The organism is Burkholderia sp. MR1-5-21, from assembly GCF_053427715.1.
Map to the genome: position 1 here is coordinate 322,991 of NZ_JBSAXD010000003.1, position 13,436 is coordinate 336,426.

Annotated in this window: 12 protein-coding genes; 6 read left to right on the forward strand and 6 right to left on the reverse strand. The window is 67.2% G+C overall.

The features are described 5' to 3' along the window. Positions 1-82: 82 nt before the first annotated feature. Positions 83-1,126 (reverse strand): rod shape-determining protein, encoded by a 1,044-nt coding sequence (locus tag ACV229_RS06045; protein WP_004189550.1) that lies wholly within the window; start codon positions 1,124-1,126, stop codon positions 83-85. 364 nt (positions 1,127-1,490) lie between these two features. On the opposite strand from ACV229_RS06045, the gene gatC reads away from it, so the two are divergent. From gatC to ACV229_RS06070, 5 genes are all read left to right on the forward strand, one after another. Then, on the forward strand, positions 1,491-1,790 hold the full coding sequence (gene gatC / locus ACV229_RS06050) for an Asp-tRNA(Asn)/Glu-tRNA(Gln) amidotransferase subunit GatC (RefSeq protein ID WP_448082204.1): 300 nt from the start codon (positions 1,491-1,493) through the stop codon (positions 1,788-1,790). Between the two features lie 90 nt (positions 1,791-1,880). Continuing rightward, positions 1,881-3,452, forward strand: a complete 1,572-nt coding sequence (gene gatA, locus ACV229_RS06055) for an Asp-tRNA(Asn)/Glu-tRNA(Gln) amidotransferase subunit GatA (RefSeq protein WP_448082205.1) — start codon at positions 1,881-1,883, stop codon at positions 3,450-3,452. A gap of 2 nt (positions 3,453-3,454) precedes the next feature. Continuing rightward, positions 3,455-4,927: an Asp-tRNA(Asn)/Glu-tRNA(Gln) amidotransferase subunit GatB gene (gene gatB, locus ACV229_RS06060; protein WP_448082316.1), complete on the forward strand. Its 1,473-nt coding sequence runs from the start codon at positions 3,455-3,457 to the stop codon at positions 4,925-4,927. A gap of 111 nt (positions 4,928-5,038) precedes the next feature. Then, positions 5,039-5,878 carry a PPK2 family polyphosphate kinase gene (locus tag ACV229_RS06065; RefSeq protein ID WP_448082206.1) on the forward strand — a complete coding sequence of 280 codons (840 nt, stop codon included), beginning with the start codon at positions 5,039-5,041 and terminating at the stop codon, positions 5,876-5,878. An 87-nt stretch (positions 5,879-5,965) separates the two neighbouring features. Beyond that, a complete protein-coding gene (locus ACV229_RS06070; RefSeq protein WP_448082207.1) occupies positions 5,966-6,736 on the forward strand; it encodes an exodeoxyribonuclease III in 771 nt (256 codons plus the stop codon). Positions 6,737-6,862: 126 nt separating this feature from the next. Here ACV229_RS06070 and ACV229_RS06075 read toward each other — a convergent pair whose 3' ends face one another. Beyond that, positions 6,863-7,921 (reverse strand): NAD(P)-dependent alcohol dehydrogenase, encoded by a 1,059-nt coding sequence (locus ACV229_RS06075; RefSeq protein ID WP_448082208.1) that lies wholly within the window; start codon positions 7,919-7,921, stop codon positions 6,863-6,865. 214 nt (positions 7,922-8,135) lie between these two features. On the opposite strand from ACV229_RS06075, the gene ACV229_RS06080 reads away from it, so the two are divergent. Continuing rightward, on the forward strand, positions 8,136-9,086 hold the full coding sequence (locus tag ACV229_RS06080; RefSeq protein ID WP_448082209.1) for an AraC family transcriptional regulator: 951 nt from the start codon (positions 8,136-8,138) through the stop codon (positions 9,084-9,086). Between the two features lie 34 nt (positions 9,087-9,120). Here the strand turns inward: ACV229_RS06080 and ACV229_RS06085 are convergent, their stop codons facing one another. From ACV229_RS06085 to metX, 4 genes are all read right to left on the reverse strand, one after another. Further along, positions 9,121-10,200 (reverse strand): M48 family metallopeptidase, encoded by a 1,080-nt coding sequence (locus ACV229_RS06085; RefSeq protein ID WP_448082210.1) that lies wholly within the window; start codon positions 10,198-10,200, stop codon positions 9,121-9,123. After that, positions 10,190-11,503 carry an AmpG family muropeptide MFS transporter gene (locus ACV229_RS06090; protein WP_448082211.1) on the reverse strand — a complete coding sequence of 438 codons (1,314 nt, stop codon included), beginning with the start codon at positions 11,501-11,503 and terminating at the stop codon, positions 10,190-10,192. The genes ACV229_RS06085 and ACV229_RS06090 overlap by 11 nt, the downstream gene beginning before the upstream one ends. A gap of 163 nt (positions 11,504-11,666) precedes the next feature. Then, the gene (gene metW, locus ACV229_RS06095; RefSeq protein ID WP_448082212.1) at positions 11,667-12,275 is read right to left on the reverse strand and encodes a methionine biosynthesis protein MetW; all 609 of its coding nucleotides are present in this window, start codon (positions 12,273-12,275) and stop codon (positions 11,667-11,669) included. Then, positions 12,272-13,417: a homoserine O-succinyltransferase MetX gene (gene metX / locus ACV229_RS06100; protein WP_448082213.1), complete on the reverse strand. Its 1,146-nt coding sequence runs from the start codon at positions 13,415-13,417 to the stop codon at positions 12,272-12,274. The genes metW and metX overlap by 4 nt, the downstream gene beginning before the upstream one ends. Between the last annotated feature and the right edge of the window lie 19 nt (positions 13,418-13,436).

Here is a 13,436-nt window from a genome sequence, read left to right on the forward strand (position 1 = left end):
CGCAAACGGCGCGGCGGTTCGTTCTAAACGAGCGAGCCGGCCACGCCGCGGGTGCGTCATGTCAACGAAACAGCTTAGACGATCACTCGTACGAGAAGATGCTGCCCAGCTTGTCCATGCGCTCGAGCGCCATGCCCGAGCCGCGCACGACGCAGGTGAGCGGATCTTCCGCGACGAGCACCGGCAGGCCGGTTTCTTCCGCGAGCAGGCGGTCGAGGTCGCGCAACAGCGCGCCGCCGCCCGTCAGCATCATCCCGCGTTCCGCGATGTCCGCGCCGAGTTCCGGCGGGGTCTGCTCGAGCGCGATCTTCACCGACGACACGATCTGGTTCAGCGGATCGGTCAGCGCTTCGAGAATTTCGTTGCTGGAGATCGTGAAGCTGCGCGGAATGCCTTCCGACAGGTTCCGGCCCTTCACTTCCATTTCCTTGACTTCGGAGCCCGGGAAGGCGGAGCCGATTTCCTTCTTGATCGCCTCGGCGGTCTGCTCGCCGATCAGCATCCCGTAGTTGCGGCGGATGTAGTTGACGATCGCTTCATCGAACTTGTCGCCGCCGACGCGCACCGAGCCCTTGTAGACGATGCCGCCGAGCGAGATCACGCCGACTTCCGTCGTGCCGCCGCCGATGTCGACGACCATCGAGCCCGTCGCTTCCGACACCGGCAGGCCGGCGCCGATCGCGGCCGCCATCGGCTCCTCGATCAGGTAGACCTGCGATGCGCCTGCACCGTGGGCCGCTTCCTTGATCGCGCGGCGCTCGACCTGGGTCGAGCCGCACGGCACGCAGATGATGATGCGCGGCGACGGCGAGAACATGCGCGACTCGTGGGCCGTCTTGATGAACTGCTTGATCATCTGCTCGGTCACCGTGAAGTCGGCGATCACGCCGTCCTTCATCGGGCGGATCGCCTCGATGTTGCCGGGCACCTTGCCGAGCATCTGCTTGGCTTCCTTGCCGACCGCCTGGATCGTCTTCTTGCCGTTGGGGCCGCCTTCCTGGCGGATCGACACCACGGACGGCTCATCGAGCACGATGCCCTTGCCGCGCATGTAGATCAGGGTGTTTGCGGTGCCGAGGTCGATCGCGAGATCGTTGGAGAAGTAGCTGCGCAAAAAACCGAACATTCAGAATCCTGTTTCGCTCTGGGCCGGCCCTGCATAGCGATCGCCGAGGGCGGGCAGCGGAAAAAATAACAGCCTCGGATCGTGGCGGAAGCGGCCGCCGCGGCGCTCGAAGCTGCGAGTGAAATCTACCGGGAGTCGCACGAAGCTCGCACGGCTTGCCGAAGCGGGGCGAAACGGTGCGGGAAAAGGCTGCCGGGTTTGGGTCGAACGCGTAATGATACCTTATAATTTCGCGGTATTTGAATCGAAACGGACGGTATTTTTGCCGCTTCGTCCCCGATTTTTGAGGGTGGGATCGCACCCTCCAACCCACGCCGCAGCCCCGCATTTCGCGTGCTGCGCCGCCTTGTTTTCCGGTGACCGCATGGCCCTGACCCTGACCGATGTGAAACGCATCGCGCACCTTGCGCGGCTCGAAATGGCCGACGCCGACGCCGAGCATACGCTCGGCCAGCTCAATGAATTCTTCGGCCTCGTCGAGCAGATGCAGGCAGTCGACACCACCGGCATCGCGCCGCTCGCCCACCCGATCGAACAGATCCAGGAAGTCGCGCAGCGCCTGCGCGACGACGCCGTCACGGAAACCGTGAACCGCGACGACAACCAGCAGCCGGCGCCGGCCGTCCAGGACGGCCTCTACCTCGTGCCGAAGGTGATCGAGTAAGCGTTCGACTACAAGCGTGCGCGCCGCTTCATGGCCACTTCGTACCACTTTGCGCCGCACGCGCCCAGGAATTCCCAGGAAAATCACTCAATGCACGCAAAAAGCCTGACCGAACTGCGCGCCGCGCTCGCCGCCAAGGAATGCTCGGCCGTCGAGCTGGCCCAGCACTACCTGAAACGGATCGACGCCGCGCAGGACCTGAACGCGTTCGTCCATGTCGACGCCGATCTCACCCTCGCGCAGGCGAAGGCCGCCGACGCCGAGCTCGCGCGCGGCGCGGCCGGCGCGCTGACCGGCCTGCCGATCGCGCACAAGGACGTGTTCGTCACGCGCGGCTGGCGCTCGACCGCCGGCTCGAAGATGCTCGCGAACTACGCGAGCCCGTTCGACGCGACCGTCGTCGCCCGCCTGTCGGCGGCCGGCATGGTCACGCTCGGCAAGACCAACATGGACGAGTTCGCGATGGGCTCGTCGAACGAGAACTCGGCATTCGGCCCCGTGAAGAACCCGTGGGACACGCGCGCGGTGCCGGGCGGCAGCTCGGGCGGCAGCTCGGCCGCCGTCGCCGCGCGCCTCGCGCCGGCCGCGACCGGCACCGACACGGGCGGCTCGATCCGCCAGCCGGCGTCGTTCGCCGGCGTGACGGGCATCAAGCCGACCTACGGCCGCGTGTCGCGCTACGGGATGATCGCGTTCGCGTCGTCGCTCGACCAGGGCGGCCCGATGGCGCAGAGCGCCGCCGACTGCGCGCTGCTGCTCAACGCGATGGCAGGCTTCGACGAGCGCGACTCGACGAGCCTCGAGCGCGACGACGAGGATTTCACGCGCCACCTCGGCGAGCCGTGGGCGCCCGGCAACGATGCGGCCAGGCCGCTCGCGGGCCTGCGCATCGGCCTGCCGAACGAATACTTCGGCGACGGCCTCGCCGACGACGTGCGCGCGGCGATCGACGCGGCGCTCAAGCAATACGAAGCGCTCGGCGCGACGCTCGTGCCCGTGTCGCTGCCGAAGACCGAGCTGTCGATCCCCGTCTATTACGTGATCGCGCCGGCCGAGGCATCGTCGAACCTGTCGCGCTTCGACGGCGTGCGCTTCGGCCACCGCGCGGCCGAGTACCGCGACCTGCTCGACATGTACAAGAAGTCGCGCGCCGAGGGCTTCGGGCCCGAGGTGAAGCGCCGCATCCTGGTCGGCACCTACGTGCTGTCGCACGGCTACTACGATGCGTATTACCTGCAGGCGCAGAAGATCCGCCGCATCATCGCGCAGGATTTCCAGGAAGCGTTCAAGTCCTGCGACGTGATCATGGGCCCGGCGTCGCCGACGGTCGCATGGGACCTCGGCGCGAAGGGCGACGATCCGGTGCAGATGTATCTCGCGGATATCTACACGCTGTCGGTGAGCCTCGCGGGCCTGCCCGGCATGAGCGTGCCGTGCGGCTTCGGCGCGGGCGCGAACGCGAAGCGCCCGGTCGGCCTGCAGATCATCGGCAACTATTTCAACGAAGCCCGGATGCTGCAGGTCGCCGACGCGTTCCAGCGCGCGACCGATTGGCACAAGCAAGTTCCGGCGGGGGTGGGGAACGAGCCCCCACGCTCACTTTGTTCGCTGCCCCGCGAGGGGGCGCATGCCTCCCTTGAGGCGGCTCGGCGGGAGGCATGAATATGACGCAATGGGAAGTCGTTATCGGTCTCGAGACGCACGCGCAACTGTCGACGGTCTCGAAGATTTTCTCGGGCGCGCCGACGCAGTTCGGCGCGGAGCCGAACACGCAAGCCTGTCCGGTCGACCTCGCGTTGCCGGGCGTGCTGCCGGTGCTGAACCGCGGCGCGGTCGAGCGGGCGATCCGCTTCGGCCTCGCGATCGGCGCGACCGTCGCGCCGCGCAGTGTGTTCGCGCGCAAGAATTATTTCTACCCGGATCTGCCGAAGGGCTATCAGATCAGCCAGTACGAGATTCCGGTCGTGCAGGGCGGCCAGATCACGATCCAGGTGCCGGCGAATGAAAAGGCCGGCAAGGACGCGTATTCGAAGACCGTCAACCTGACCCGCGCGCACCTCGAAGAGGACGCAGGCAAGTCGCTGCACGAAGACTTCGCGGGGATGACGGGCATCGACCTGAACCGCGCGGGCACGCCGCTGCTCGAAATCGTCACCGAGCCGGAAATGCGCAGCGCGGCCGAGGCGGTCGCGTATGCGAAGGCGCTGCACGGCCTCGTCGTGTGGCTCGGCATCTGCGACGGCAACATGCAGGAAGGCTCGTTCCGTTGCGACGCGAACGTGTCGGTGCGCCCGGTCGGCCAGGAGAAGTTCGGCACGCGCGCCGAGATCAAGAACCTGAACTCGTTCCGTTTCCTCGAGGAAGCGATCAACTTCGAAGTGCGCCGCCAGATCGAGCTGATCGAGGACGGCGGCGAAGTCGTGCAGGAAACCCGCCTGTACGACCCGGACAAGCGCGAGACGCGCTCGATGCGCAGCAAGGAAGACGCGCACGACTACCGCTACTTCCCGGATCCGGACCTGATGCCGCTCGTGATCGGCGCCGACTGGGTCGAGCGCGTGCAGGCCGGCATGCCCGAGCTGCCGGCCGCGATGCAGCAGCGCTTCGTCGAGCAGTACGGCGTGTCCGCGTATGACGCGGGCGTGCTGACGTCGGGCAAGGCGATGGCCGCGTACTTCGAGGCGGTGGTCGCGAAGGCCGGCGCAGCGAACGCGAAGATCGCAGCGAACTGGCTGATGGGCGACGTGTCGTCGCAGCTGAACCGCGACGGCATCGAGATCGACGCGAGCCCGGTGTCGGCCGCGCAGCTCGCGCTCGTGCTGCAGCGCATTGCCGACGGCACGATCTCGAACAAGATCGCGAAGGAAATCTTCTCGACGATGTGGGACGAGAAGGCGACCGACGAAGCTGCCGCCGATCGCATCATCGACGCGAAGGGCCTGAAGCAGATCTCCGACACCGGCGCGCTCGAGGCGATCATCGACGAGGTGCTCGCGGCGAACGCGAAATCGGTCGAGGAATTCCGCGCGGGCAAGGAAAAGGCGTTCAATGCGCTGATCGGCCAGGCGATGAAGGCGACGAAGGGCAAGGCAAACCCGCAGCAGGTCAACGAACTGCTGAAGAAGAAGCTCGGGTAAGCGGCGCACGCCTTGAACCGCGCTTGACGACGGGCCGCCGCCGACGCTGTTCGGGGCGGCCCGTTTTAACGGGTGCGCACGCCGCGTGCGCGCCGTCACACGGAGGAACGCATGGCGAAACAACCGTCGCTCGACGACTACCGGGTGCCGTACCACACGCGCGAGAAGGACGCCGCGGCGTTCGCGCTCGACGCGTTCGATCCGTCCGCGAAGCCGTTCTCGTCGGGCTCGAAGGAAACCGACCGCGAACGGCTGTCGGCCGTGTCGACGGAGCTCGACACGCAGCAGGAACGGCTGCACACGCAGCAGAAGAAGCGCGTGCTGCTCGTGCTGCAGGGAATGGACACGAGCGGCAAGGACGGCACCGTGCGCGCGGTGTTCCGCGAGGTCGACCCGCTGGGCCTGCGCGTCGTGTCGTTCAAGGCGCCGACGCCGATCGAGGCTGCGCACGACTTCCTGTGGCGCGTGCACGCGCAGGTGCCGGCGGCCGGCGAGCTCGCGATCTTCAACCGCAGCCACTACGAGGACGTGCTCGTGCCGCGCGTGCTGGGGACGATCGACGACAAGGAGTGCGAACGCCGCTACCGGCAGATCCGCGACTTCGAGACGATGCTCGTCGAGAACGGCACGACGGTCATCAAGTGCTTCCTGCACATCTCGAAGGACGAGCAGCGCGACCGGCTGCAGGCGCGGGTCGACGATCCGAACAAGCACTGGAAGTTCGACATCTCCGATCTCGACGCGCGCAAGCACTGGGATGGGTACCAGGCCGCCTACCGCGACGCGCTCGCCGCGACGTCGGCCGAGCATGCGCCGTGGTACGTGATTCCGGCGAACTCGAAGACGCACCGCAACGTGATGATCGCCGAGCTGCTGCTGCGCACGCTGACCGACATGAAGCTGGAATTCCCGCCGCCGAAGCCCGAGCTCGAAGGCGTGAAGATCAGCTAGGCGCGGCCGGGCACGCGCGCCTGGCCGTGCGCGGCCAACGCGGCGCTGCGCTACGATACGAACCTGAGAACACTGAACGGAACCGACATGATGCGTGTGATTACCGCCAACCTGAACGGCATCCGCTCCGCCGCGAAGAAAGGCTTCTTCGACTGGCTCGGCGAGCAGAACGCCGATTGCGTATGCGTGCAGGAGATCAAGGTCTCGGCCGACGACCTGCCGGCCGAATTCGTCGAGCCGCACGGCTTCAAGAGTTACTTCCACCACGCGGAGAAGAAGGGCTACAGCGGCGCAGGCCTGTACAGCCGCCACGAGCCCGACGACGTGATCATCGGCTTCGGCAGCAGCGAATTCGATTCGGAAGGGCGCTACGTCGAGGCGCGCTACGGCAAGCTGTCGGTCGTGTCGGTGTACGTGCCGTCCGGCTCGAGCGGCGACGAGCGCCAGCAGGCGAAGTACCGCTTCATGGACGAGTTCATGCCGCATCTCGCCAAGCTGAAGAAGAAGCGCGAAGTGATCCTGTGCGGTGACGTGAACATCGTCCACAAGGAAATCGACATCAAGAACTGGAAGAGCAACCAGAAGAACTCGGGCTGCCTGCCGGACGAGCGCGCATGGCTCACGAAGCTGTTCGACGATGTCGGCTACGTGGACGTGTTCCGCACCCTCGATGCGCGTCCCGAGCAGTACACGTGGTGGAGCAACCGCGGCCAGGCGTATGCGAAGAACGTCGGGTGGCGGATCGACTACCAGATCGCGACGCCGGGTGTCGCGAGCACCGCGAAGCAGACGTCGATCTTCCGCGACATCAAGTTCAGCGACCATGCGCCGCTGACGGTCGATTACGACTACAAGTAAGCAGCCGGTCCGCGCGTTGCGCGGGCGCCGGATGCCGTCGGATGCACAAAGGGCCGCGAATGTCGCGGCCCTTTGTGCTTGGCGCGGCAATGGCGTGCACAGCCATCGCCGCACGTCGCCTGATGCTCAGCGCTTCGGCTTGATCGATGCCATGTCGACAACGAACCGGTACTTCACGTCGCTCTTCAGCATCCGTTCGTAAGCGGCGTTGATCTGCTGCATCGGAATCGTTTCGATGTCCGACGTGATGCCGTGCTCCGCGCAGAAGTCGAGCATTTCCTGCGTCTCGGCGATTCCGCCGATCAGCGAGCCCGCGAGGCGGCGGCGCTTGAAGATCAGGTTGAACACCTGCGGCGACGGGTGGTCGTGCTCCGGCGCGCCGACGAGCGTCATCGTGCCGTCGCGCTTCAGCAGGTGCAGGAACGGGTTCAGGTCGTGCTGCGCGGCGACCGTGTTCAGGATGAAGTCGAAGCTGTTCAGGTGCGCGTTCATCTGCGCTTCGTCCTTCGAGATCACCACTTCGTGTGCGCCGAGCCGCTTGCCGTCCTCGACCTTCGACGGCGACGTCGTGAACAGCACGACGTGCGCGCCCATCGCGCGCGCGAGCTTCACGCCCATGTGGCCGAGGCCGCCGAGACCGACGATGCCGACTTTCTTGCCGGGGCCGACGTTCCACTGGCGCAGCGGCGAATAGGTCGTGATTCCCGCGCACAGGAGCGGCGCGGCGCCGGCCGGATCGAGCGTCTCCGGCACGCGCAGCACGAACGCCTCGTCGACGACGAGCTGCGTCGAATAGCCGCCGTACGTGATGTCGCCGGTCACGCGATCCTGGCCGTTGTAGGTGCCGACGAAGCCGTTCTCGCAATACTGCTCGAGCCCTTCCGCGCAGCTCGCGCAGGTGCGGCACGAATCGACGAGGCAGCCGACGCCGACCAGTTCGCCGACCTTGAAGCGCGACACTTGCGCGCCGGTCGCGGTCACGCGGCCGACGATCTCATGGCCGGGCACGACCGGATACATCGTGTTCTTCCATTCGTTGCGGGCCTGGTGCAGGTCCGAGTGGCAGACGCCGCAATAGAGGACCTCGATCTGCACGTCGAGGTCGCGCAGCGCGCGGCGCTGGAATTCGAACGGGGCGAGCGGCGACTGCGCGTCGGTCGCGGCGTAGGCATAGGTTGTGCTCATGCGTGGCTCCTGGTTCGGCAAAAGAGACTGCCGTCGCACCATGTGGCGGTGCGGCGAGACAGGACGCCATCGTAAGGAGCAGGCCGCCACGGTGAAATACCTGAAGATCTCGAAGCTTTGCCTATTCCTCTCGAATTGCCGCCCGGCTGCCGAAAAAACGCTTTCGAAGTGCTACATTGCAAGCCAGTTTCTCTTGCAGCACAGGATTGCGCCGATGAGCTTCCAGCCCCTTTTTGCCGATACCGGTGACCGCGTGCAGCGCCGCATGATCGACCTGCTCGGGCGTCTCGCGCCGAACCAAGGCGATACGCGTGCCGATCTCGAAGGCGTGCGCTTCATTCGCGTGAACCGGCCGGTGCCGCGCATGCCGGTGCTGTACGAGCCGAGCATCGTCGTCGTCTGCCAGGGGCGCAAGCTCGGCTATCTCGGCGAGCAGTCGTTCGTCTACGACGCGCAGCAATATCTGCTGCTGTCGGTGCCGCTGCCGTTCGAATGCGAGACGTTCGCGAGCGCGGACGAGCCGTTTCTCGCCATCTCGATCCGTATCGATCTCGCGGTGGTCGCCGAGCTGTCGATCCTGCTCGACGAGACGCGCGGCGCCGCCGTCAGCGAGCCGCGCGGCGTGTATTCGACCCCGCTCGACACGCCGCTCGCCGATGCGGTGCTGCGGCTGCTCGAGACGCTCGTGTCGCCGCACGACACGCGCGTGCTCGGGCCGTCGATCATGCGCGAGATTGCGTACCGCGTGCTGACCGGCGCGCAGGGCGACGCGATCCGCGCGGCGCTCGTGCAGCGGCATCATTTCGGCCGCGTCGCGAAGGCGCTGACGCGCATCCACGCGGACCCGACCGCCGATCTCGACGTCGATATGCTCGCGCGCGAGGCCGGCATGAGCCTCGCGGTGTTCCACGCGCAGTTCAAGCACGTGACGGCGACATCGCCGATGCAGTACGTGAAGGCCGCGCGCCTCCACCAGGCGCGGCTGATGATGGTGCAGGACGGGGTGGGCGCGGGCACGGCGGCCGCGCGGGTCGGCTACGCGAGCGCGTCGCAGTTCAGCCGCGAGTTCAAGCGGCTGTTCGGCCGCAGCCCCGGCGACGAAGTGCGCTGGATGCGCGAGATGGGGAGCCAGCGATTCGAGGCGCGTACGGCGATCGATCTGTAGGCCGGGACGAAGGGCTGTGCATAGCGCAGCCCGTTCAGCGCCGCACGACCTTGCGTCGCTGCGCGCTGATCCCCGCGTAGTCGGGCAGCGTGTCGACGTGCTTGCCGATCGCTTTCGCGTACAGCGGCATCAGGTCGGGCAGGCGGTTCAGCAGATCCTGCCGGCGCGCGGCGCTGTACGGATGCGCGTAGATGTAGCCCGTCGCCTTGTTCGCACGCGTCGCAACCGCGAGCTTGTCCCACAGCGTGATCGCGGCGCGCGGGTCGAAGCCGGCGCGCGCGGCGATGTCGCCGCCGATCACGTCGGCTTCGGTCTCGTCGGTCGGGTCGTAGCGCAGCGTCTGCAGGCGCTCGCCGAGGTTCAGCGGCTGCGGCAGCGGATCGCCGACGCCGAACAGCGGCGGCAGCGACGCCGCGCGCAGCGAGGTCTGCGACGCTTCGCTGAAATTGCCGCGCGCGTGTTCGCGCAGTGCATGCGCGATGCCGTGCGCGAGCAGCACGCCGAACTCGTCGTCGTTCAGGCGGACACGGTCGAGCATCCCGCCGTAGACGAGGATCTTGCCGCCCGGCAGGCAGGACAGGCGGATGTCGCGCGAGCGGATCGCATTGACTTCCCACGACCACGTCTTGACCCGGTCGTTCCACTTCACCGAATACGGCGCGAGCTTCGCGACGATCGCGCGCAGGCGTTTCACGCGCGGCTGGTTCGCGGGGAGCAGCCGGTTGGCCTGGGCGGCGGCCACCACGATCTGCGCGTATTCGTTCGCGGTCAGCTGCTCGAGCAACGGCGACGGAATCAACGTGCGGAATGCGACCGCCTCGCCGAAGCGAACCTGTTGCGGCGCAGGCGTGTACGCCTTCGCGGACGCGGCGGCGCCGGTCGGCTGGGCCGGCTCGGCGGTGGCGGGCGCGGCCGGTGGTGCGGGCGGCGTGGCTGGCGCGGAGATCGCCTGCGCGGGCAACGCAGGCGGGTTCGGCGCGGCCGACGGCGCCGAGCCGGGCGCGGCCGCCCCCGTGTCGCCCGCGTGCGCGAAACCCGCGCCGAGCGCCGCCGCAGCGATGATGCTCAGCGATGCGCTGCGATGCGCGAGGCGCCGCAGTCGGTCATTGCGCACGGGCGACCCCGTTGTCGCGTGCGTCGCCGTTCCACGGCGCGACCTTGAACAGCAGCAGCATGCCGGGAATGCCGAGCGCGGCGCACAGCAGGAAATAGTTGAACCAGCCCATGTCGGCGACGATGTAGCCGCTCGCGGCGGACGCGAGCGTGCGCGGCACCGACGCGAGGCTCGTGAACAGCGCGAACTGCGTCGCGGTGTAGCGCGGGTCGGTGGTGCTCGCGATGTACGCGGTGAACGCGGCGAGCGTGAGGCCCGTCGAGAACGTTTCGAAGCCGTAGACGGCGGCCATCAGCCCCGGCTGCGCGCCGGCCTTCGCGAGCCACGCGAAGCCGAGCGTCGACACGATCTGCAGGATGCCGAAGATCCACAGCCCGCGCGCGATGCCGATCTTCACGAGCCAGACGCCGCCGATGATGCCGCCCGCGAGGCTCGCCCAGAACGCGGTCGTCTTCGCGATCACGCCGATCTGCGTCTTGTTGAAGCCGATGTCGAGGAAGAACGACGTCGACAGCGTCGTCGCCATCGTATCGCCGAGCTTGAACAGGAAGATGAACGCAATCACGAGCAGCGCGCCGGCCCAGCCGTCGCGCAGGATGAATTCGCGGAACGGCAGGATCACCGCGTCGCGCAGGTTGCGCGGCGGCGCGCCAATCACTTCCGGCTCGCGCACGAGCAGCGTCATCACGATGCCCGGCAGCATGAACGCGCCGGTGAACGCGAACACCCCGCTCCACGGCAGGTGATCGGACAGGATCAGCGACAGCGAGCCCGGGATCAGCGCGGCGATCTTGTAGGCGTTCACGTGCACCGCGTTGCCGAGGCCCTGCTCGGTGTCGCGCAGCAGCTCGCGGCGATACGCGTCGATCACGATGTCCGAGCTCGCGCCGAAGAACGCGACGAGCGTCGTGAGCGCGGCGACCGTCCAGATCGAGTCGCGCGGCGACACGAAGCCGAGCGCGGCGATCGCGCCCGCGACGAGGATCTGCGTGAGCAGCATCCACCCGCGCCGGCGGCCCGGCCGCCAGCCGGGCAGGTGCGGCACGTAGCGGTCCATCAGCGGCGCCCACAGGAACTTCCACGTATACGGGAACTGGATCAGCGCGAACAGGCCGATCGCCTTCAGGTCGACGCCTTCGGAGCGCAGCCAGGCCTGGACGAGATAGACGAGCGTGAAGAGGGGCAGGCCGGACGTGAAGCCGAGAAACACGCAGATCAGCATGTGCGTGTTCAGGAAGGCGCGCCAGCCGGGATGATCCTCGTGAGCGGTGAGTGCGGGCGCCTCGTGTGGCGTTTTGGACATGTACTGGAACTGGGTGGCGTTGGGCGTTAGGGCGGCGGCAGCGCATGCGGCGGCCGGGGCGGCGCAGCGTGTCGGCCGCCCGTACGGCGCGGGCCGGTCGTGACCGGCCGTACCTGACCGGCCGTACCTGACCGGCCGTACCGTTCGTCAACGGCCCCCCGGCTCAGCTGCGCTTGACGCGATAGACAGCAAGACTACCACGCCAGTTCTCGCCCCATCGAATCGGCTGCCCTTCGTGCAGCACGATGCGGTCGAGGATCGTGACGCCGACCTCGGGCGCGAGCGCCTCGAAATCCTTGATCGTCAGCACCCGGACGTTCGGCGTGTTGTGCCACTGGTACGGCAGCGATTTCGACACCGGCATCCGGCCGCGCAGCACCGACAGCCGGTGCGCCCAGTAGCCGAAGTTCGGGAACGACACGATGCATTCGCGCCCGACCCGCGCCGTCTCGCGCAGGATCGCGGCGGTCTGGTGGATCGTCTGCAGCGTCTGCGACAGGATCGCGAAGTCGAAGCTGTGGTCCTCGAACAGGCGCAGGCCGTCCTCGAGGTTCTGCTGGATCACGTTGATGCCGTTCTTCGCGCTCGCGAGCACGCCCGCGTCGTTCAGTTCGATCCCGTAGCCGGTGACGTCCAGTTCCTCCATCAGCAGCGACAGCAGCGAGCCGTCGCCGCAGCCGAGATCGAGCACGGTCGAGCGCGGCTCGACCCAGCGGGCGATCGCGCGGAAGTCCGCGCGTGAGGACAGGGATTTCAGCGCTTGCTGGTTCATGCGCCCACCTCGTTGGCGATTCGTTCGTAATAGGCGCGGATCAGGTTGTGATAGCGCGCGTCGTCGAGCAGGAACGCGTCGTGGCCGTGCGGCGCGTCGATCTCCGCGTAGCTGACCGTGCGCTTGTTGTCGAGCAGCGCCTTGACGATTTCCCGCGAGCGCGCCGGCGCGAAGCGCCAGTCGGTCGAGAAGCTCGCGATCAGGTATTTCGCCTGCGTGTGCGCGAGCGCGGCCGTCAGGTTGCCGTCGAACGCCTTCGCCGGGTCGAAGTAGTCGAGCGCGCGCGTGATCAGCAGATAGGTGTTCGCGTCGAAGTAGTCGGCGAACTTGTCGCCTTGGTAGCGCAGGTACGACTCGACCTCGAACTCGACGTCGAAGCTGAAGTTGTACGCATCGAGCGCACCGTCGGCGCGGCGCAGCGCGCGGCCGAATTTCTCGGCCATGTCGTCGTCGGACAGGTAGGTGATGTGGCCGATCATCCGCGCGACGCGCAAGCCCCGCTTCGGCTTCACGCCGTGCGCGTAGTAGTCGCCGCCGTGGAAGTCGGGGTCGGACAGGATCGCCGAGCGCGCGACTTCGTTGAACGCGATGTTCTGCGCGGACAGCTTCGGCGTCGACGCGATGTCGATGCAGTGCGCGACGCGCTCCGGATACATCAGGCTCCACGCGAGCGCCTGCATCCCGCCGAGGCTGCCGCCCATCACCGCGGCGAAACGCTCGATGCCGAACGCGTCGGCGACGCGTGCCTGCGCATGCACCCAGTCCTCGACGGTGACGACCGGAAAGCGCGCGCCGTACGGCTTGCCGGTGGACGGATCGGTGCTCATCGGGCCGGTCGAGCCGAAGCACGAGCCGAGGTTGTTCACGCCGATCACGAAGAAGCGGTTGGTGTCGAGCGGCTTGCCCGGGCCGACCATGTTGTCCCACCAGCCGGTGCTGCGCGGATCGTCCGCGTAGACGCCGGCGACGTGATGCGACGCGTTGAGCGCGTGGCAGACGAGCACCGCGTTCGAACGTGCGGCGTTGAGCTCGCCGTACGTCTCGACGACGAGCTGATAGTTGCCGATCACGCTGCCGCTTTGCAAGCGCAGCGGTTCGGCGAAATGCATGGTCTGTGGAGCGACGATGCCGATCGATTCCATTCGTTCCGCCTTATGACTG

Bases quoted from the DNA above. Each gene is read 5' to 3' on its own strand.
- gatC (WP_448082204.1), top strand. From the start codon at position 1,491: ATGGCCCTGACCCTGACCGATGTGAAACGCATCGCGCACCTTGCGCGG.
- gatB (WP_448082316.1), top strand. From the start codon at position 3,455: ATGACGCAATGGGAAGTCGTTATCGGTCTCGAGACGCACGCGCAACTG.
- ACV229_RS06090 (WP_448082211.1), bottom strand. From the start codon at position 11,503: ATGTCCAAAACGCCACACGAGGCGCCCGCACTCACCGCTCACGAGGAT.
- metX (WP_448082213.1), bottom strand. From the start codon at position 13,417: ATGGAATCGATCGGCATCGTCGCTCCACAGACCATGCATTTCGCCGAA.
- ACV229_RS06065 (WP_448082206.1), top strand. From the start codon at position 5,039: ATGGCGAAACAACCGTCGCTCGACGACTACCGGGTGCCGTACCACACG.
- metW (WP_448082212.1), bottom strand. From the start codon at position 12,275: ATGAACCAGCAAGCGCTGAAATCCCTGTCCTCACGCGCGGACTTCCGC.
- ACV229_RS06070 (WP_448082207.1), top strand. From the start codon at position 5,966: ATGATGCGTGTGATTACCGCCAACCTGAACGGCATCCGCTCCGCCGCG.
- ACV229_RS06045 (WP_004189550.1), bottom strand. From the start codon at position 1,126: ATGTTCGGTTTTTTGCGCAGCTACTTCTCCAACGATCTCGCGATCGAC.
- gatA (WP_448082205.1), top strand. From the start codon at position 1,881: ATGCACGCAAAAAGCCTGACCGAACTGCGCGCCGCGCTCGCCGCCAAG.
- ACV229_RS06075 (WP_448082208.1), bottom strand. From the start codon at position 7,921: ATGAGCACAACCTATGCCTACGCCGCGACCGACGCGCAGTCGCCGCTC.
- ACV229_RS06080 (WP_448082209.1), top strand. From the start codon at position 8,136: ATGAGCTTCCAGCCCCTTTTTGCCGATACCGGTGACCGCGTGCAGCGC.